17 protein-coding genes and 1 other RNA gene are annotated in these 18,711 nt (G+C 60.4%); 14 read left to right on the top strand and 4 right to left on the bottom strand.

What is annotated here, in order from left to right:
• Positions 1 to 18 precede the first annotated feature (18 nt).
• The 4 genes from ACA056_RS23845 to ACA056_RS23830 form a co-directional block, all read right to left on the bottom strand.
• Positions 19 to 597 carry a BON domain-containing protein gene (locus ACA056_RS23845; RefSeq protein WP_008147477.1) on the bottom strand — a complete coding sequence of 193 codons (579 nt, stop codon included), beginning with the start codon at positions 595 to 597 and terminating at the stop codon, positions 19 to 21.
• Complete coding sequence (locus ACA056_RS23840; protein ID WP_008025961.1) at positions 594 to 1,187, bottom strand: phosphoheptose isomerase; 594 nt, start codon at positions 1,185 to 1,187, stop codon at positions 594 to 596. The genes ACA056_RS23845 and ACA056_RS23840 overlap by 4 nt, the downstream gene beginning before the upstream one ends.
• Positions 1,188 to 1,291: 104 nt before the next feature.
• Positions 1,292 to 1,654 (bottom strand): YraN family protein, encoded by a 363-nt coding sequence (locus tag ACA056_RS23835; protein ID WP_497268228.1) that lies wholly within the window; start codon positions 1,652 to 1,654, stop codon positions 1,292 to 1,294.
• Positions 1,654 to 3,465 carry a penicillin-binding protein activator gene (locus ACA056_RS23830; protein WP_497268226.1) on the bottom strand — a complete coding sequence of 604 codons (1,812 nt, stop codon included), beginning with the start codon at positions 3,463 to 3,465 and terminating at the stop codon, positions 1,654 to 1,656. Before ACA056_RS23830 ends, ACA056_RS23835 begins: the two co-directional genes overlap by 1 nt.
• Before the next feature lie 176 nt (positions 3,466 to 3,641).
• Here ACA056_RS23830 and rsmI point away from each other — a divergent pair, with 176 nt between their 5' ends.
• From rsmI to ACA056_RS23760, 14 genes are all read left to right on the top strand, one after another.
• Entirely contained in the window at positions 3,642 to 4,547 is a 906-nt protein-coding gene (rsmI, locus tag ACA056_RS23825; RefSeq protein ID WP_165353260.1) for a 16S rRNA (cytidine(1402)-2'-O)-methyltransferase, read from the top strand.
• 75 nt (positions 4,548 to 4,622) lie between these two features.
• Positions 4,623 to 4,976, top strand: an RNA gene (gene rnpB, locus ACA056_RS23820) — RNase P RNA component class A.
• 355 nt (positions 4,977 to 5,331) lie between these two features.
• Positions 5,332 to 5,787, top strand: a complete 456-nt coding sequence (gene mraZ / locus ACA056_RS23815) for a division/cell wall cluster transcriptional repressor MraZ (protein WP_008147486.1) — start codon at positions 5,332 to 5,334, stop codon at positions 5,785 to 5,787.
• The gene (rsmH, locus tag ACA056_RS23810) at positions 5,784 to 6,731 is read left to right on the top strand and encodes a 16S rRNA (cytosine(1402)-N(4))-methyltransferase RsmH (protein WP_046048256.1); all 948 of its coding nucleotides are present in this window, start codon (positions 5,784 to 5,786) and stop codon (positions 6,729 to 6,731) included. The genes mraZ and rsmH overlap by 4 nt, the downstream gene beginning before the upstream one ends.
• The gene (gene ftsL / locus ACA056_RS23805) at positions 6,728 to 7,021 is read left to right on the top strand and encodes a cell division protein FtsL (protein WP_033053422.1); all 294 of its coding nucleotides are present in this window, start codon (positions 6,728 to 6,730) and stop codon (positions 7,019 to 7,021) included. Before rsmH ends, ftsL begins: the two co-directional genes overlap by 4 nt.
• The gene (locus tag ACA056_RS23800; RefSeq protein WP_497273591.1) at positions 7,021 to 8,760 is read left to right on the top strand and encodes a peptidoglycan D,D-transpeptidase FtsI family protein; all 1,740 of its coding nucleotides are present in this window, start codon (positions 7,021 to 7,023) and stop codon (positions 8,758 to 8,760) included. Before ftsL ends, ACA056_RS23800 begins: the two co-directional genes overlap by 1 nt.
• A complete protein-coding gene (locus ACA056_RS23795) occupies positions 8,760 to 10,223 on the top strand; it encodes a UDP-N-acetylmuramoyl-L-alanyl-D-glutamate--2,6-diaminopimelate ligase (protein ID WP_497268222.1) in 1,464 nt (487 codons plus the stop codon). Before ACA056_RS23800 ends, ACA056_RS23795 begins: the two co-directional genes overlap by 1 nt.
• Entirely contained in the window at positions 10,216 to 11,583 is a 1,368-nt protein-coding gene (locus ACA056_RS23790; protein WP_497268220.1) for a UDP-N-acetylmuramoyl-tripeptide--D-alanyl-D-alanine ligase, read from the top strand. Before ACA056_RS23795 ends, ACA056_RS23790 begins: the two co-directional genes overlap by 8 nt.
• The gene (mraY, locus tag ACA056_RS23785) at positions 11,583 to 12,665 is read left to right on the top strand and encodes a phospho-N-acetylmuramoyl-pentapeptide-transferase (RefSeq protein ID WP_497268218.1); all 1,083 of its coding nucleotides are present in this window, start codon (positions 11,583 to 11,585) and stop codon (positions 12,663 to 12,665) included. The genes ACA056_RS23790 and mraY overlap by 1 nt, the downstream gene beginning before the upstream one ends.
• A 5-nt stretch (positions 12,666 to 12,670) precedes the next feature.
• Positions 12,671 to 14,017: a UDP-N-acetylmuramoyl-L-alanine--D-glutamate ligase gene (gene murD, locus ACA056_RS23780; protein WP_497268216.1), complete on the top strand. Its 1,347-nt coding sequence runs from the start codon at positions 12,671 to 12,673 to the stop codon at positions 14,015 to 14,017.
• Positions 14,014 to 15,231 (top strand): putative lipid II flippase FtsW, encoded by a 1,218-nt coding sequence (gene ftsW, locus ACA056_RS23775; protein ID WP_403143978.1) that lies wholly within the window; start codon positions 14,014 to 14,016, stop codon positions 15,229 to 15,231. Before murD ends, ftsW begins: the two co-directional genes overlap by 4 nt.
• A complete protein-coding gene (murG, locus tag ACA056_RS23770) occupies positions 15,221 to 16,291 on the top strand; it encodes an undecaprenyldiphospho-muramoylpentapeptide beta-N-acetylglucosaminyltransferase (RefSeq protein WP_497268214.1) in 1,071 nt (356 codons plus the stop codon). Before ftsW ends, murG begins: the two co-directional genes overlap by 11 nt.
• On the top strand, positions 16,284 to 17,744 hold the full coding sequence (gene murC / locus ACA056_RS23765) for a UDP-N-acetylmuramate--L-alanine ligase (protein ID WP_497268212.1): 1,461 nt from the start codon (positions 16,284 to 16,286) through the stop codon (positions 17,742 to 17,744). The genes murG and murC overlap by 8 nt, the downstream gene beginning before the upstream one ends.
• Complete coding sequence (locus ACA056_RS23760) at positions 17,741 to 18,709, top strand: D-alanine--D-alanine ligase (RefSeq protein WP_129441379.1); 969 nt, start codon at positions 17,741 to 17,743, stop codon at positions 18,707 to 18,709. Before murC ends, ACA056_RS23760 begins: the two co-directional genes overlap by 4 nt.
• The last annotated feature ends 2 nt before the right edge of the window (positions 18,710 to 18,711 follow it).

Here is an 18,711-nt window from a genome sequence, read left to right as displayed (position 1 = left end):
GTGCCTGTGTGTTGCGTGTCAGTCGATGTACTCAAACAGCTTCACGATTTTCTGCACCCCGGAAACGCCCTGCACCAAATTGGTGGCTTGGGCAGCTTCCTGCTTGGTCAGCAGACCCAGCAGGTAGACGATGCCGTTCTCGGTGACAACCTTGATGCGCGAGCCCGGAATGTTCGGGTCGGTGAGCATCTGGGTCTTGATCTTGGAGGTCAGCCAGGTGTCGTTCTGGCGGGCAAGGAAGCCGGAAGGTGGCAGGACTTGCAGTTCGTTGTGGACTGTCTTCACGCGCTGAACAGCCGCAGCGGCCTGTTCGGCTTTGGCCTTGAGGTCTGCGCGCGGGGTTTGCCCGGCAAGCAGCACGACGCCATTGAAGCTGGTGACGACGATGTGCGAGTCGTTATCCAGGGCTGGATCGGCCTTGGCAATGTTCACGCCGACCTTGGTGTCGATCAGAGAGTCGTCGATCTTACTGCCGAAGGTGCGGGTGCCGCGGTCATCTTCAATCGGTGCTTCACGGCTGGCGTTAACCACCGAGGTGCAGCCGCTGATGCCGAGGCACAGGGTCAAGGCCAGAAGGCCTAGGCGATTAGGGGTCATTCTTCACTCCCGAACAGTTGGCTGTCGATCAAATCGCAAAGGCAATGGATCGCCAGCAGGTGGACTTCCTGAATACGTGCGGTGACGTTGGCCGGTACGCGAATCTCGACGTCCTCGGGCAATAGCAGCGACGCCATGCCGCCGCCATCGCGACCGGTCAATGCTACGACAATCATTTCGCGATCATGTGCGGCCTGGATCGCTTGAATAATGTTTGCCGAGTTGCCGCTGGTGGAAATCGCCAGCAATACGTCGCCAGGCTGGCCGAGGGCGCGGATCTGTTTGGAGAAGATTTCGTTGTAGCTGTAGTCGTTGGCGATCGAGGTGATCGTCGAGCTGTCGGTGGTCAGCGCAATCGCTGGCAGGCTCGGACGCTCGCGCTCGAAACGGTTGAGCAGCTCGGATGAGAAGTGCTGGGCATCACCGGCAGAGCCGCCGTTGCCGCAGGACAGCATTTTGCCTTCGTTGAGCAGGGCGTTGACCATCACCTGGCTGGCTTGCTCGATGTGCGGTGCAAGTACGTCCATCGCCATTTGCTTGGTATCGATACTGGCCTGAAAAAGCTGGCGAATTCGGGATTGCATGTCCATCTGTGTGACCTTAATTAGCGCGGCTACTCGGCACATGAATGTGCAGCCCGCAAAGCAAAGAGCAAAAGTGTTGGGTGAAAGTGTCCGGTTCGGGGCGCACGCGATCAGCTGTCGAAGGCATTCTGCAACCAGTTCAACTGATCGAGTTTGCTGTCGATGGCAACCACGTCGAAACGGCAAGGGGAATTGGCCCAACGCGACTCGCGCTGAAGAAAATACTGCGCGGCAAGTATCAGTTTCTGCCGTTTGCGCTCATCGATGCTACCGAGCGCGCCACCCCATTGAGTGTTTTTTCTGTAGCGGACTTCAACGAATACTACTGTATCGCCATCAAGCATGACCAGATCAAGCTCGCCGCGTTTACACAACCAGTTCTGCGCCAGCAGGCGCAGACCCTGTTGTTGAAGATGCTCGAGCGCATGGCGCTCGGCATCTTTACCGCTTTGCTGGCGTGACCTGTCGGGCATCAGCGCGGGGTGTCCGGCAGGCGTTGAACCTGGCCGCTGACGAACTGTGCCCACGGCAACTGGCGGACCACGCGTTGGTTCTGAGTCATGCCCAGGCTGCCCGATTGACCTTCGATGCGGCTGTCCGGCAGAGCCTTGAGTTGCCCCAGGCGTGGTGCCAGGCGATAGGCATCAACACCCATCGCATACAAACGGCCCAGGCTGCCAGCAGCTTGTGGCCATTGAGCGGTTACTTGTTTGCGCAGTGGATCGTTGGCCTCCAGCAACCATGGGGTTTCGCAGAAGCGAATGCCGTTCATGTCGTTGTACTGATTCACATCGCCGCTGGCGCTGAACACGTGGGAGGTGGCATAAACCGGCACATCACCGGCGTACTGGAAGTTCAGGGTCGGCTTGATCTGCTGGGCTTGCTGAGGCGTTGCAGCCAGGAAGATGAACTCGATGTCCTGGCGACGCGAAGGCTGGGCGGCTACCTGCCCGCCAACGGTGCTTTGCAGGCTCTTGGCACGACCTTCGCTCTGACGCAGCTGGAACATGTCGGCAATCTGCTGGGCCAGTTGAACCGGTTGGTCGACGCGTTCGGTGGCGACGATGCTGCCACCGTTAGCCTGCCAATCCTGGCTGAATGCTTTCAAGACGCGATCGCCCCATTCGCCTTTCGGCACCATGATGGCTGCGCGATGCAGGCCATCGGCGCGAGCGCGGCGGGACACTTCGCGGGCTTCGTCTTCAGCCGCAAGACCGAACTGGAACAGTTGGGCCGGACCTTGTGCGCCTTCGCTGTAATTCAGCGCCAGGGTGGTGATCGGCAGTTGCGGGCGAGCGCTGAGCTGTTTGACCAGCGGTTTCTCCAGCGGGCCGACGACCAGTTGCACGCCGTCGGCCTGGGCCTTGCGATAGAACTCGTCGAGGGACGTCAGGCGCGAGCTGTCATAGAACTCGATGGCTGGCGGCTTCTGCCCGGCTTGTTGGGCCTGGTAGTGAGCAGCCATGAAACCTTCGCGCAGTGCTTTGCCGACCGACGCCAGCGGGCCGTCTTGTGGCAGCAGCAGGGCGATTTTGCTCAGGGGCTGGCTGGCCAGTTCCTTGAGCTTGGTCAGTGGCAGCGGCAATTGAATGGCGGCCGGGTGCTTTGGATTCTGTGCGCGCCAGTTGTCGATCGCGGCTTGCTGCTGTTCCAGGGTGCCGGCAGTTTTCACCGCCTGCGCCAGGCCCATCCAGCCGCCGAGGTCGTCGGTGGTGTTCGGCTGCAATTGATCGGTCGGCAACGAGGCGATCAGGGTCCAGATCGCTTCGTGGTTTTTGCTCGCGGCTTCACCTTCAAGCATTGGCGCGATGAAGATCCGCTCCCGTGCGGCGGCCAGCGTCTGGCCATCGGCTTCAAGGGCGCGGGCATGGACTGTGCCGGTGCGAACCTGTTGCTCAACCGGCAGTTCGCTCAGGCGTTGCAGGCTCGGATGACTCAAGGCTGTCAGCGCCGCTTTGGGCTGATTGCGAACCATGGCCAGTTCAGCCGCCAGGGTGCTGGCGAAAACCTGTTGGCCAGGCTTGAGTGTCTCGACGGGGACTTGTTGCAGGATTTGCGCGGACTGGCCGGCATTACCCTGACGATAGGCCAGGTCTGCCGCGCTCAGGCGCAACAGGGAGGCTTTTTCCGGGTCTTTGCTTTGAGCGGCCTGTGCGAGCAATTGCTCGATACTGGCATCCGGGGTCCGTGGAAGTTCGCCAAGGCTGGAGGAGGGCGAGCTGGCGCAAGCCGCCAGCAAGGCAGCAAGGCAGAGGGCAGTGAACAGCCGCAGGCAAGCGATCATGTAGTGTTCCTGATACTCGATCAAATTAGCGTGGAATTGTACCCAAGCACTGGCCGGGGCGCGATGTTACTGGTGTGAATCGATCAATTTAGCTCGTGCAAATGTTGCGGCACTGCACAAAAGGCTGCAAAACCGAGGGTTGCTTGCGCGTATCGCGAACGTCGCGACGCGCTACAATGGCGGCTTTTACCGATCATGAGGTGTGCGCTTTGACTGCTCCAGGTGCTTTGAATTCCGCTGCTGGCTCGCTTTATGTGGTGGCGACGCCCATCGGCAACCTGGACGACATCAGTGCGCGTGCGCTGAAAATCCTGCGTGAGGTCGCCCTGATCGCCGCCGAAGATACCCGTCACTCACAGCGATTGATGCAGCATTTCGGCATTCCTACACCCCTGGCGGCCTGTCATGAACACAATGAGCGGGATGAAGGTAGCCGCTTTATCACTCGCTTGCTCGCCGGCGACGATGTGGCGCTGATTTCAGATGCCGGCACGCCGTTGATTTCCGATCCTGGTTATCACCTCGTGCGTCAGGCGCGTGCTGCGGGTATCAATGTGGTGCCGGTTCCGGGCGCCTGCGCGTTGATCGCAGCGTTGTCGGCGGCGGGGTTGCCGTCGGACCGTTTCATCTTCGAAGGCTTCCTGCCGGCCAAGGCTGTCGGTCGGCGTGCCCGTCTTGAGTTGGTAAAGGAAGAACCGCGCACGCTGATTTTTTATGAGGCGCCACACCGCATCCTTGAATGTCTGCAAGATATGGAACTGGTGTTCGGTGGGGAGCGCCCGGCTTTGCTGGCCCGTGAAATCACTAAAACCTTTGAAACCCTTAAGGGCTTGCCGCTGGCCGAGTTGCGCGAGTTCGTCGAGTCAGACAGCAATCAGCAGCGCGGGGAGTGCGTGGTGTTGGTGGCGGGTTGGTCTGCCCCCGAGACCGAGGACGCCGTCAGCAGTGAAGCGATGCGCATTCTGAATCTGTTGCTTGAAGAAATGCCGCTCAAGCGAGCCGCAGCGTTGGCGGCGCAAATTACCGGCGAGCGCAAGAATGTGCTCTATCAGGTCGCGCTGGATAAACAGAAGGGCGAGTAAAAACCGACGTGCAGGCGTAGCCCTAGGCGTTTAGCACTTGTCCTTCGGCTGCTCTGCCGTTAATCTTCGCGGCGGAGAGTCGATCGGACAGTCGCTGCCCTCTATGAAAATTAGGGGGGGGAGGAAAGTCCGGGCTCCATAGGGCGAAGTGCCAGGTAATGCCTGGGAGGCGTGAGCCTACGGAAAGTGCCACAGAAAATAACCGCCTAAGCGCTTCGGCGCCGGTAAGGGTGAAAAGGTGCGGTAAGAGCGCACCGCACGTCTGGCAACAGTTCGTGGCTAGGTAAACCCCACTTGGAGCAAGACCAAATAGGGTCCCAAGGCGTGGCCCGCGCTGGGACCGGGTAGGTTGCTAAAGATGTCCAGTGATGGCCATCGTAGACGAATGACTGTTCAAGACAGAACCCGGCTTACAGATCGACTCTCCACCTTTTTCCCCTCCCTGCTTTAATCATTGAGCAGGGCGCCTGTAGTAGCAATTTCCCTCCTTACAGAATCAACAGCAGAAGCACTTTCGTAATACCAAAAAAATCTTACTCTTAACAAATTACTTTAACTTTCGAGCGCAGCCTTCAGTGCTGGTTCAAGTTATTGAGCAGGATGACACGTCAGATTCTCGCTACCCCTCCTTTTGCACTCCTAAATCTCAGTTCTGTAAGGGTTTTCCTTTAATCCGCGCCTTGACGGTGCGGTGGCCGCATTCCTATAGTGTGCGCAAGTGGCGGAAAGTGGCATGAAGTGGGTTTTTTGAGCTCAAAACGCTAATATTTGGAGAAACGCTGACGTGTTTCGCGGAGCTAACGCTATCAGTCTCGACGCAAAGGGCCGTCTCGCTATGCCGAGCCGGTACCGTGACGAGCTCGTTTCGCGTAGTTCCGGTCAGTTAATCGTCACAATTGATGCCGTTGATCCGTGTTTGTGTGTTTACCCCCTCGATGAGTGGGAAATTATTGAAACCAAACTGCGCGCACTGCCTTCGCTTCGCGAAGAGAACCGCCGCCTGCAACGTTTACTGATTGGTAATGCCGTCGACCTCGAGCTCGATGGCAGTGGTCGTTTTCTGGTTCCGCCGCGTCTTCGTGAATATGCCAAGTTGGATAAGCGCGCGATGTTGGTAGGCCAACTGAACAAGTTCCAATTGTGGGACGAGGATGCCTGGGATGCGGTTTCTGCCGCTGACCTGGCTGCCATTCAACAACCGGGCGCCATGCCTGATGAACTGCGTGATTTGATCCTGTGACTATTGATAGCGGCTTTAACCACATCACCGTACTGCTTGACGAAGCCGTGGAGGCTCTCGCCGTACGTCCTGATGGCTGCTATCTGGACGGTACGTTCGGGCGCGGCGGACACAGCCGGTTGATCCTCAGCCAGCTCGGCCCCGATGGTCGGGTACTCGGATTCGACAAAGATCCTCAAGCGATTGCCACCGGGCAAACGCTAGCGGCCGAAGACGGCCGCTTTGTCGTTGTGCAGCGCAGCTTTGCCGAGCTCGGTTCGGAAGTTGCTGAACGTGGTCTGGACGGCAAGGTCAGCGGCGTTTTGCTCGACCTCGGCGTGTCCTCGCCGCAGCTCGACGACCCTGAGCGCGGCTTCAGTTTCCTCAACGATGGCCCGCTGGACATGCGCATGGATCCGTCCCGCGGGATCAGCGCTGCCGAATTCGTCAACACCGCCCCGGTGGAAGAAATCGCCCGGGTGTTCAAGCAATACGGCGAAGAACGTTTCTCCGGCCGCATGGCCCGTGCCGTGGCCGAGCGTCGCGACATCAAGCCGTTCGAGCGTACTGCCGATCTGGCTGAAGTCCTGAAAGTCGCCAACCCTGCATGGGAAAAGGGCAAAAACCCGGCGACCCGTGCGTTCCAGGGCTTGCGTATTCACGTCAACAACGAACTGGGTGATCTGGAAGCCGGCCTCGAAGCCGCGCTGGAATGCCTGGAAGTCGGCGGCCGTCTAGTCGTCATCAGCTTCCACTCGCTGGAAGACCGCATCGTCAAACTGTTCATGCGCAAACTGGTAAAAGGTGAAGCCGACAACCTGCCGCGCAACCTGCCGGTACGTCACGTCGCCTTCGAACCAATAATCAAAATCCATGGCAAAGCACAGTCCGCCTCCGAGGCCGAACTAAAAGCCAACCCACGTTCCCGTAGCGCCGTCATGCGCGTCGCGGAGAAGCTGCGGTGAGCAAGCTTTTCGCCAAGCCACTTCCCGGCGGAAGCTTTTTCATGTTTCTGCTGTTTATTGGCGTGCTCGTGTCGGCCATCGGCGTTTCCTACAGCGCCCACTGGAACCGTCAACTGCTGAACTCCCTGTACAACGAGTTGAGCGTGCGCGACAAGGCGCAAGCGGAGTGGGGCCGTTTGATTCTCGAACAGAGCACTTGGACTGCCCACAGCCGTATCGAAGTCCTGGCGACCGAGCAACTGAAGATGCGCATTCCTGGCGCCGCTGAAGTGCAGATGGTGGCGCCATGATGAAACTCGAGGGCGCACTCTTTCCATGGCGGTTCCGCCTGGTGCTGGGTTTGCTCGGCGTCATGGTCGCGGCGATTGCCTGGCGCATTATCGATCTGCAAGTAGTCGACCGTGCCTTTCTTAAAGGTCAGGGCGATGCGCGCAGTGTTCGTCATATCCCGATTCCGGCTCACCGTGGTCTGATCACCGACCGTAACGGCGAGCCTTTGGCCGTGAGTACCCCGGTCACCACCCTTTGGGCCAATGCCAAGGAAATGCAAACGGCCAAAGAGAAGTGGCCTGCACTGGCGGCTGCTCTGGGCCAAGACCCTAAAGCCCTGGCCGAACGTCTCGAGGCTCAAGCCAATAAAGAATTCATCTACCTGGTGCGCGGGCTGACCCCCGAGCAGGGCCAGTCCGTGCTCGATCTGAAAGTGCCGGGCGTTTATGGCATCGAAGAATTCCGGCGTTTCTACCCGGCCGGTGAAGTCACTGCCCATATGGTCGGTTTTACCGACATCGATGACCACGGTCGTGAAGGCGTCGAGCTGGCCTACGACGAATGGCTGGCCGGGGTCCCCGGCAAGCGACAGGTGATCAAGGATCGGCGCGGTCGACTCATCAAGGATGTTCAGGTCACCAAAAACGCCAAGGCCGGAAAGCCCTTGGCGTTGTCCATTGACCTGCGTCTGCAATACCTGGCCAACCGTGAACTGCGTAACGCGATCATCGAGAACGGCGCCAAGGCCGGCAGCCTGGTGATCATGGACGTGAAGAGCGGCGAGATCCTCGCCATGGTCAACCAGCCGACCTACAACCCGAACAACCGTCGCAACCTGCAACCGGCGATGATGCGTAACCGCGCGATGATCGACGTGTTCGAACCGGGTTCGACCATGAAAGCGATTTCCATGAGCGCCGCGATTGAAACCGGGCGCTGGAAGCCAACCGATACCGTTGAGGTGTACCCGGGCACCTTGCAGATCGGTAAATACACCATCAAGGACGTATCCAAGAGCGAAGGCCCGGTGCTCGACCTCACCGGCATTCTGATCAACTCCAGTAACGTCGGCATGAGTAAGGTCGCCTTCGATATCGGCGGCGAAACGATTTTCCGTCTGGCGCAAAAAGTCGGCCTCGGCCAGGACACCGGCCTGGGCTTCCCGGGCGAGCGCGTCGGCAACCTGCCGAACTACCGCGAATGGCGCAAGGCTGAAACCGCCACGCTGTCGTACGGCTACGGTATCTCGGTGACCGCGATCCAGTTGGTCCACGCCTTCTCGGCCCTGGCCAACAATGGTCGCCTCGCGCCGCTGACCCTGATCAAATCCGACAAGGCGCCGCAAACCACACAGGTATTGCCGGAAGCTGTCGCGAAAACCATGCAAACCATGCTGCAACAAGTGATCGAAGCCCCGCGCGGTGTATTCCGTGCGCAAGTGCCGGCCTATCACGTGGGCGGCAAGTCGGGTACCGCGCGTAAAACGTCGGTCGGCACCAAAGGCTACGCCGAGAATTCCTACCGCTCGCTGTTCGCCGGCTTCGGCCCGATGAGCGATCCGCGCTACGCCATTGTGGTGGTGATTGATGAGCCGACCAAAGCCGGTTACTACGGTGGTCTGGTATCGGCCCCGGTGTTCAGCAAAGTGATGTCCGGGACCTTGCGCCTGATGAACATCACCCCGGACAACCTGCCACCTACTCAACAAGCGAACGCAGCACCGGTCGTTCCGCTGAAAGCCAATGGAGGGCGAGGCTGATGTCTCTGAGTCTGAACAAGATTTTCGCCCACGCCGGCCGCGATCTGTTGATCCGCGAACTGACCCTGGACAGCCGCAACGTGCGGGCTGGCGATCTGTTTCTCGCCGTTCCTGGCGGCAAGTTCGACGGTCGCGCGCACATTGCCGACGCCCTGCAACGCGGCGCTGCCGCTGTGGCGTATGAAGTCGAAGGCGCGACCGTATTGCCGATTACCGATGTTCCGCTGATTCCGGTCAAAGGCCTGGCGGCGCAGCTGTCGGACATCGCCGGGCGTTTTTACGGTGACCCTAGTCGTCACCTGAACCTGATCGGCGTGACCGGCACCAACGGGAAAACCAGCGTGACGCAGTTGGTTGCGCAAGCATTGGATTTGCTCGGCCAGCACTGCGGCATTGTCGGCACGTTGGGCTCCGGTTTTTACGGCGCGCTCGAAAGCGGTTTGCACACCACGCCGAACCCGATCGCCGTGCAAGCGACCCTCGCTGACCTGAAAAAGGCCGGCGCCAAAGCGGTCGCCATGGAAGTTTCGTCTCACGGTCTGGATCAAGGCCGCGTGACCGCACTGGCGTTCGATGTGGCGGTGATGACCAACCTGTCCCGCGATCACCTGGATTACCACGGCACGATGCAAGCCTACGGTGAAGCCAAGGCCAAGCTGTTTGCCTGGAATGATTTGAAGTGCCGGGTGGTTAACCTCGACGACGAATTCGGCCGCCAACTGGCAGCCGATAAACGCGAGTCGCGCTTGATCACCTACAGCCTGGAAGATGCCCGCGCCTACCTCTATTGCCGTGAAGCGCAATTCGATGACGAAGGCGTGCGCGCCACGCTGGTCACGCCGCAGGGCGAGCATCACTTGCGCAGCACCTTGCTCGGTCGTTTCAACCTGAGCAATGTGCTGGCCGCGGTTGGCGCCTTGCTCGGACTGGACTACGCGCTGGACGAAATCCTCAATGTGCTGCCGAAACTCGAAGGCCCGGCCGGACGCATGCAGCGCCTCGGCGGCGGCACTCAGCCGCTGGTCGTGGTCGATTACGCCCACACACCGGATGCGCTGGAAAAAGTCTTGATGGCCCTGCGTCCTCACGCCAAAGGCCGTTTGCTGTGCCTGTTCGGTTGCGGTGGTGATCGCGATCGTGGCAAACGTCCGCTCATGGCTGAAGTGGTTGAGCGTCTGGCTGACGGCGTGCTGGTGACCGATGACAACCCGCGCACCGAAGACCCGGCAGTGATCTTCGACGACATCCGCGCCGGTTTTACCGCTGTGGATAAAGTCACCTTCGTCGCTGGCCGTGGCCAGGCGATTGCCCAGCTGATCGCCAGCGCTTCGGCGGATGACGTGATTATCCTGGCCGGTAAAGGTCACGAGGACTATCAGGAAATCAACGGCCAGCGTCACGCTTTCTCCGATCTGGTCGAGGCCGATCACGCCTTGACCGCGTGGGAGGTGGCCCATGCTTAAGGCCTTGAAACTGAGTGAACTGACCGGCGCGCTGAATGCCCGCATGGTCACTGCCGATGCCAGCTTCGACGGCGTCAGCATCGACAGCCGCGCGATCAAACCAGGCCAACTCTTTATTGCCCTGGTCGGCCCGCGTTTCGATGGTCATGACTATCTCAATGACGTTGCCGCAAAAGGCGCCGTAGCGGCGCTGGTCGAGCGTGAAGTCGCCGACAGCACGCTGCCGCAATTGCTGGTGAAAGATACTCGTCAGGCGCTGGGGCAACTCGGCGCGTTGAACCGTGCGGCTTACACCCATCCTGTCGCAGCGATCACCGGTTCCAGCGGCAAGACCACGGTCAAGGAAATGCTCGCCAGCATCCTGCGCACGCGCGGTCCGGTGTTGGCGACCCGTGGCAACCTGAACAATGACCTCGGCGTTCCGTTGACCCTGCTCGAACTCGCACCGGAACATACCGCTGCGGTGATTGAACTGGGTGCTTCGCGGCTCGGCGAAATTGCTTACACCGTCGACATGACCAAGCCTCATGTGGCCGTGCTCAACAACGCCGGGACCGCCCACGTCGGCGAGTTCGGCGGGCCGGAAAAAATCGTTGAAGCCAAGGGCGAGATTATTGAAGGGCTGGATGCCGATGGCGTCGCCGTTCTCAATCTTGACGACAAGGCGTTCGACATCTGGAAGACTCGCGCTGCCGGTCGCAAAGTGCTGACCTTCGCCCTGAGCAATGTCAGTGCCGATTTCTACGCCAGCGATCTGGACCGCGACGCTCGCGGTTGCCCGGCGTTCAACCTGCACAGTCCTGAAGGTATGGAGCGCGTTCAACTGAACCTGCTCGGCACCCATAACGTCGCCAATGCCTTGGCCGCCGCCGCCGCCGCCCATGCGCTGGGCGTGTCGCTGTTCGGCATCGCCACTGGTCTGGGCGCGGTGCAACCGGTCAAAGGTCGCACCGTCGCGCAACTGGCCACCAATGGCATGCGCGTGATTGATGACACGTACAACGCGAACCCCACCTCCATGTGCGCCGCCGTTGATATACTCGCCGGCTTTTCCGGCCGCACCGTTCTGGTGCTCGGAGATATCGGCGAATTGGGCGATTGGGCGGAGCAGGGGCACCGCGACGTGGGCGAGTACGCCCGTGGCAAGGTTTCCGCGCTTTACGCTGTCGGGCCAATGATGGCTCACGCCGTGAACGCTTTCGGTCCACAGGCCTTTCACTTCAGCACTCAGGCTGAACTGATCAAGGCCCTCGGCGCCGAGCAAGACACAAACACCACTATTTTGATCAAGGGCTCGCGCAGCGCTGCGATGGAAAACATCGTCGCCGCTTTGTGCGGGACCAGCCTGGAGAAACATTAATGCTGCTGCTGCTAGCGGAGTATCTGCAACAGTTCTACAAAGGCTTCGCGGTCTTTCAGTACCTGACCCTGCGCGGGATTCTCGGTGTGCTGACCGCGCTGGTTTTGTCGCTGTGCTATGGCCCGAGGATGATCCGCACTTTGCAGAACCGTCAGATCGGTCAGTCCGTTCGCAACGACGGTCCACAATCGCACCTGTCCAAGTCGGGCACCCCGACCATGGGTGGCGCGCTGATTCTGTCGTCCATCGGCGTCAGTACTTTGCTTTGGGCTGACCTGACCAACCGTTATGTGTGGACCGTTCTGCTGGTGACCTTGTTGTTTGGCGCGATCGGCTGGGTCGACGATTACCGCAAAGTGATCGAGAAGAACTCCCGTGGCTTGCCGAGCCGCTGGAAGTACTTCTGGCAATCGGTGTTCGGCTTGGGCGCGGCGATCTTCCTTTATATGACCGCAGTGACACCGGTGGAAACCACCCTGATCCTGCCGATGCTCAAGGATCACAGCATTCCGCTGGGCATAGGCTTCGTCGTACTGACCTACTTCGTGATCGTCGGCTCGAGCAACGCGGTCAACCTGACTGACGGCCTCGACGGTCTGGCGATCATGCCCACCGTAATGGTCGGCGGCGGATTGGGCATTTTTTGCTACCTGTCGGGTAACGTGAAATTCGCTGAATACCTGCTGATTCCGTATGTGCCGGGCGCAGGCGAATTGATCGTTTTCTGCGGCGCTTTGATCGGCGCGGGCCTCGGGTTTCTCTGGTTCAACACGTATCCGGCTCAGGTGTTCATGGGCGACGTCGGCGCACTGGCGCTGGGCGCGGCACTGGGCACCATCGCGGTGATCGTCCGTCAGGAAATCGTCCTGTTCATCATGGGCGGCGTGTTCGTGATGGAGACACTGTCAGTCGTCATTCAGGTTGCCTCCTTTAAGCTCACCGGTCGCCGTGTGTTCCGCATGGCACCGATTCACCACCACTTTGAACTCAAGGGCTGGCCCGAGCCACGCGTGATCGTCCGTTTCTGGATCATCACCGTGATTCTCGTGCTGGTTGGCCTTGCCACCCTGAAGCTGAGGTAGAACGAGTGTCTCTGATCGCTTCTGACCACTTCCGCATCGTTGTCGGCCTCGGCAAGAGCGGCATGTCCCTGGTTCGCTTCCTGGCGAACCGGGGCACGTCGTTTGCTGTCGCCGATACGCGGGAAAATCCACCGGAACTTGCCACGCTCAAGCGTGACTATCCGCACGTGGAAGTGCGTTGTGGCGAGCTGGACGTCGAATTCCTGTGCCGCGCCGACGAGCTCTACGTGAGCCCCGGCCTGGCGCTGGCGACCCCGGCCCTGCAGGCTGCCGCCGCCCGTGGCGTGAAATTGTCCGGTGACATCGAGCTGTTCGCGCGTAACGCGAAGGCGCCGATCGTCGCCATCAGCGGCTCCAACGCGAAAAGCACCGTCACCACACTGGTCGGCGAGATGGCTGCGGCGGCCGGCAAGCGTGTCGCCGTTGGTGGCAACCTCGGCACGCCAGCGCTGGACCTGCTCCGCGACGACGTCGAGCTGTACGTGATGGAACTGTCGAGCTTCCAGCTCGAAACCACCGATCAGCTCAACGCCGAAGTGGCGACCGTGCTCAACGTCAGCGAAGACCACATGGACCGCTACAGCGGTCTGCCGGCTTATCACCTGGCCAAGCACCGGATCTTCCGGGGTGCCAAGCAGTTTGTGGTCAACCGTCAGGATGCCCTGAGCCGTCCGCTGATGGGCGAAGGCCAGCCGTGCTGGACCTTCGGTTTGAGCAAACCTGATTTCAAGGCATTCGGTATCCGCGAAGAAGACGGCGAGAAATACCTGGCCTTCGAATTCCAGAACCTGATGCCGGTGCGCGAGTTGAAAGTTCGCGGCGCCCACAACCAGTCCAATGCCCTGGCGGCATTGGCCCTGGGCCACGCCGTCGGCCTGCCGTTCGACGCCATGCTGTCGAGCCTGCGCACCTTCGCCGGGCTTGAGCATCGCTGCCAGTGGGTCCGTGACCTGAATGGCGTGAGCTACTACAACGATTCCAAAGCCACCAACGTCGGTGCCGCACTGGCTGCCATCGAAGGCCTGGGCGCGGACATTGACGGCAAACTCGTGCTGATCGCCGGTGGCGACGGCAAGGGTGCCGAGTTCAAGGATCTGCGTGATCCGGTGGTGGCCAACTGCCGCGCCGTGGTGTTGATGGGCCGTGACGCCGAGCTGATCGCTCAGGCCATCGGCGATGCCGTGCCGCTGATTCGCGTCAACTCGCTGATCGAAGCGGTCGAGCAATGCCGCGCCATCGCAGAGACGGGCGACGCCGTGCTGCTGTCCCCGGCCTGCGCCAGTTTCGACATGTTCAAGAATTACGAAGACCGTGGTCACCAGTTCGTCCGCGCTGTGGAGGATCTGGTATGAGTCTGATGAACATCATCAAACCCTATCCGTCGCCGATCATCACCGGGCGCGGCATCGACCTCGACTTCCCGATGCTCGCCGGCTGCCTCGCATTGATCGGCCTCGGGCTGGTCATGATTGCATCGGCCTCGACCGAAGTGGCGGCTGTGCAGTCGGGCAGTGCCCTGTATTACATGATTCGCCACCTTATCTACATCGTGCTGGGCCTGGGTGCCTGCATCGTCACCATGATGATTCCGATCGCCACCTGGCAACGCCTGGGCTGGCTGATGCTGATGGGTGCGTTCGGTTTGCTGGTGATGGTGATCATCCCGGGGATCGGCCGTGAAGTGAACGGTTCGATGCGCTGGATCGGCTTCAGTTTCTTCAACGTTCAGCCTTCCGAGATCGCCAAGGTTTTCGTGGTGATCTACCTCGCCGGTTATCTGGTGCGTCGCCAGAAAGAAGTGCGTGAAAGCTGGATGGGCTTCTTCAAGCCGTTCATCGTTCTGCTGCCAATGGCGGGTCTGTTGTTGATGGAGCCGGACTTCGGCGCCACCGTCGTGATGATGGGCGCCGCTGCGGCGATGCTGTTCCTCGGCGGGGTCGGGCTGTTCCGTTTTTCCTTGATGGTTGTCCTGGCGGTCGCAGCAGTGGTGTTGTTGATTCAAGTGCAGCCGTATCGAATGGCGCGTCTGACCAACTTCGCGGATCCGTGGGCCGACCAGTTCGGTGCCGGCTATCAGTTGTCTCAAGCGTTGATCGCTTTTGGTCGCGGCGAATGGCTGGGCGTTGGCCTGGGCAACAGCGTGCAGAAACAGTTCTACCTGCCAGAAGCCCACACCGACTTCGTGTTCTCGGTCCTGGCCGAAGAGTTGGGGGCCGTGGGTTCTTTGTGCACGGTGGCGCTGTTCGTCTTTGTCTGTATTCGTGGCATGTACATCGGTTATTGGGCCGAGAAGGCCAAGCAGTTTTTCGCCGCCTACATCGCGTACGGCTTGTCGTTCCTGTGGATTGGTCAGTTCCTGATCAACATCGGGGTGAACGTCGGTCTGCTGCCAACCAAAGGTCTGACCCTGCCGTTCCTCAGTTATGGCGGCAGTTCGTTGGTGATCTGCTGTGCCTGTCTCGGCTTGTTGCTGCGCATCGAATGGGAAAGTCGAACCCATTTGGGCAGCGAAGAGATGGAGTTCCATGAGAGCGACTTCGCCGAGGAGCCGACCCATGGGCGCTAACGTATTGATCATGGCGGGCGGCACCGGTGGCCACGTGTTCCCGGCGCTGGCCTGTGCCCGCGAATTCCAGGCCCGTGGTTACACCGTGCATTGGCTCGGGACCCCGCGTGGCATCGAGAACGATCTGGTCCCGGTGGCCGGCATCGAACTGCATCGGATCAATGCCAGCGGTCTGCGTGGCAAGGGCAAGCTGTCCCTGCTCAAGGCGCCGTTCATGTTGCTCAAGTCGATCTGGCAGGCGCGGGCGATCATTCGCCAACTGCGGCCGGTGTGTGTCGTCGGCTTTGGTGGTTATGTGACCGGTCCTGGTGGTGTTGCAGCCAAACTGGCCGGCGTGCCGGTGATCGTTCACGAGCAGAACGCCGTGGCCGGTACCGCCAATCGGTTGCTGGTGCCGTTGGCCGCCCGAGTCTGTGAAGCGTTCCCCGACACCTTTACCCTGTCGGGCAGCCGTCGGACCACCGGTAACCCGGTGCGCACCGAGCTGTTCCTCGAAACACCGCGACAGGCTCTGGCCGGTCGCAAGGCGCGTTTGCTGATCCTGGGTGGAAGCCTGGGCGCAGAACCGTTGAACAAGTTGCTGCCTGAAGCCCTGTCGCAAGTCGCCCCCGACCTGCGCCCGGAAGTGTTTCATCAGGCCGGCAAAAATCACGATGAAGTGACTGCAGAGCGCTATCGCGCGGCTGGCGTCGAGGCGCAAGTGCAGCCTTTCATCAAAGACATGGCCCAAGCCTATGGCTGGGCCGACCTGGTGGTGTGCCGCGCAGGCGCGCTGACCATCAGTGAACTGGCCGCCGCCGGTCTGCCCTCGATGCTGGTGCCTTTGCCCCACGCGATCGACGATCACCAGACCCGCAACGCCGATTATTTGGCCCGTGAAGGCGCTGCCTTCCTGATGCCGCAAAGAACGACTGGCGCAGCGGATCTTGCCGCACGCCTGACAGAGGTCCTGATGCAACCACAACGACTGACCGACATGGCCGCCGCGGCACGCCGCCTGGCCAAACCCGATGCAACCCGTAACGTGGTCGATACCTGCCTGGAGGTGGCCCATGGTTGAGAATCAGAAAGCCATGCCGCAACCGGAAATGCGCCGCATCCGTCGCATCCACTTCGTCGGAATCGGCGGCGTGGGCATGTGCGGCATTGCCGAAGTGTTGTTGAACCTGGGCTATGAAGTGTCCGGTTCCGACCTGAAAGCTTCGCCGGTGACCGAGCGTCTCGAGTCCTTCGGCGCCCAGATCTTTATCGGCCACCGCGCCGAGAACGCCGCGACCGCCGATGTGCTGGTCACCTCCAGTGCCGTGAACACGTCCAACCCGGAAGTCGCCACCGCCCTGGAGCGCCGCATTCCGGTGGTGCCTCGCGCTGAAATGCTGGCTGAGCTGATGCGCTACCGCCACGGCATCGCCGTCGCCGGTACCCATGGCAAAACCACGACTACCAGCCTGATCGCCTCGGTGTTCGCGGCCGGTGGCCTGGACCCAACGTTCGTAATCGGTGGCCGTCTGAATGCCGCGGGCACTAATGCTCAGCTTGGCACCAGCCGTTACCTGATCGCCGAAGCTGACGAAAGCGATGCGAGCTTCCTGCACTTGCAGCCGCTGGTGGCTGTGGTCACCAACATCGACGCCGACCACATGGCGACCTACGACGGTGACTTCAACAAACTGAAGAAAACCTTCGTCGAGTTCCTTCACAACCTGCCGTTCTACGGTCTGGCGGTGGTGTGCCTGGACGATCCGGTGGTGCGTGAAATCCTGCCACTGGTGAAACGTCCGACCGTCACTTATGGCTTCGGCGACGATTGCGACGTGCGCGCGATCAATGTGCGTCAGCAGGGCATGCAGACGTTCTTCACCGTGCTGCGTCCTGATCGCGATCCGCTGGATGTCTCGGTAAACATGCCGGGTAACCACAACGTGTTGAACGCACTGGCCACCATCTGCATCGCCACCGATGAAGGCGTCAGCGATGAAGCCATCGTCCAGGGCCTGTCCGGGTTCCAGGGTGTCGGCCGACGCTTCCAGGTTTACGGCGAACTGCCGGTAGAAGGTGGCAACGTGATGCTGGTCGACGACTACGGTCACCACCCGACCGAAGTCGCCGCAGTGATCAAAGCCGTGCGCGGTGGCTGGCCGGAGCGCCGTCTGGTGATGGTCTACCAGCCGCACCGTTACAGCCGGACCCGCGACCTGTACGACGATTTCGTCAATGTATTGGCCGACGCCAACGTTCTGCTGCTGATGGAAGTCTATCCGGCCGGTGAAGAGCCGATCCCGGGCGCCGACAGCCGCAAGCTGTGCAACAGCATTCGTCAGCGCGGTCAGCTCGACCCGATCTACATCGAGCGCGGTGTCGACCTCGCGCCGATCGTCAAGCCGCTGCTGCGTGCCGGCGACATCCTGCTGTGCCAGGGTGCCGGTGACATCGGTGGTCTTGCACCGAAACTGTTGAAAAGTCCGTTGTTCGCAGGCGCCGTTGCTGCGCCGAGTGTGGGGAAGTTGAAATGACTGCTGCTTACGCCAACCTCGTCTCCACTATTGCGCCGAAAGATTTCGGCCGCGTCGCCGTGCTCTTCGGCGGCAAGAGTGCCGAGCGTGAGGTTTCTCTCAAGTCGGGTAACGCGGTTCTCGACGCGCTGCTAAGCGCCGGTGTCGACGCGTTTGGTCTCGACGTGGGCGATGACCTGTTGCAGCGTCTGCTGAACGAAAAAATCGATCGCGCCTTCATCATTCTCCACGGTCGTGGCGGTGAAGACGGCAGCATGCAGGGCCTGCTGGAATGCCTGGGTATTCCGTACACCGGCAGCGGCATTCTGGCCTCGGCACTGGCCATGGACAAGCTGCGCACCAAACAGGTCTGGCACAGCCTCGGTATTCCGACGCCGCGCCATGCCGTGCTGAGCTCCGAGGCCGATTGTATTTCGGCGGCGACGGAACTGGGCTTCCCTTTGATCGTCAAACCGGCCCATGAAGGTTCAAGTATCGGGATGGCCAAAGTGACCTCCGCGTCGGAGTTGATCGACGCGTGGAAAGCGGCCAGTACCTACGATTCGCAAGTGTTGGTCGAGCAATGGATTCAAGGTCCGGAGTTCACCATCGCCACCCTGCGTGACCAGGTGTTGCCACCGATTGCCCTGGGCACGACGCACAGCTTCTACGACTACGACGCCAAGTACGTGGCTTCCGATACCCAGTACCGGATTCCGTGTGGCCTGGACAGCAGCAAAGAAAAAGAACTGATGGACCTCACGGCGAAAGCCTGTGAGGCGCTGGGTATCGCCGGTTGGGGCAGGGCTGACGTGATGCAGGACGCCGACGGGCAGTTCTGGTTCCTGGAAGTCAATACCGCACCGGGCATGACCGATCACAGTCTGGTGCCGATGGCGGCCCGTGCTGCCGGTCTGGATTTCCAGCAACTGGTTTTGGCGATTTTGGCCGCTAGCGTTGCCAATAATGTTGAGCCGCGAGGTTAAGA

The sequence above is a fragment of the Pseudomonas sp. LBUM1666 genome (genome assembly GCF_059695775.1).
The sequence above is the reverse complement of the archived record's forward strand: the minus strand, read 5'-3'. Positions and strand labels throughout refer to the sequence as shown.

Coding starts and splice junctions, on each gene's coding strand:
- ACA056_RS23845 (WP_008147477.1), bottom strand. CDS start 597: ATGACCCCTAATCGCCTAGGCCTTCTGGCCTTGACCCTGTGCCTCGGC.
- ACA056_RS23840 (WP_008025961.1), bottom strand. CDS start 1,187: ATGGACATGCAATCCCGAATTCGCCAGCTTTTTCAGGCCAGTATCGAT.
- ACA056_RS23835 (WP_497268228.1), bottom strand. CDS start 1,654: ATGCCCGACAGGTCACGCCAGCAAAGCGGTAAAGATGCCGAGCGCCAT.
- ACA056_RS23830 (WP_497268226.1), bottom strand. CDS start 3,465: ATGATCGCTTGCCTGCGGCTGTTCACTGCCCTCTGCCTTGCTGCCTTG.
- rsmI (WP_165353260.1), top strand. CDS start 3,642: ATGGCGGCTTTTACCGATCATGAGGTGTGCGCTTTGACTGCTCCAGGT.
- ACA056_RS23800 (WP_497273591.1), top strand. CDS start 7,021: ATGAAACTCGAGGGCGCACTCTTTCCATGGCGGTTCCGCCTGGTGCTG.
- ACA056_RS23795 (WP_497268222.1), top strand. CDS start 8,760: ATGTCTCTGAGTCTGAACAAGATTTTCGCCCACGCCGGCCGCGATCTG.
- ACA056_RS23790 (WP_497268220.1), top strand. CDS start 10,216: ATGCTTAAGGCCTTGAAACTGAGTGAACTGACCGGCGCGCTGAATGCC.
- mraY (WP_497268218.1), top strand. CDS start 11,583: ATGCTGCTGCTGCTAGCGGAGTATCTGCAACAGTTCTACAAAGGCTTC.
- ftsW (WP_403143978.1), top strand. CDS start 14,014: ATGAGTCTGATGAACATCATCAAACCCTATCCGTCGCCGATCATCACC.
- murG (WP_497268214.1), top strand. CDS start 15,221: ATGGGCGCTAACGTATTGATCATGGCGGGCGGCACCGGTGGCCACGTG.
- murC (WP_497268212.1), top strand. CDS start 16,284: ATGGTTGAGAATCAGAAAGCCATGCCGCAACCGGAAATGCGCCGCATC.
- ACA056_RS23760 (WP_129441379.1), top strand. CDS start 17,741: ATGACTGCTGCTTACGCCAACCTCGTCTCCACTATTGCGCCGAAAGAT.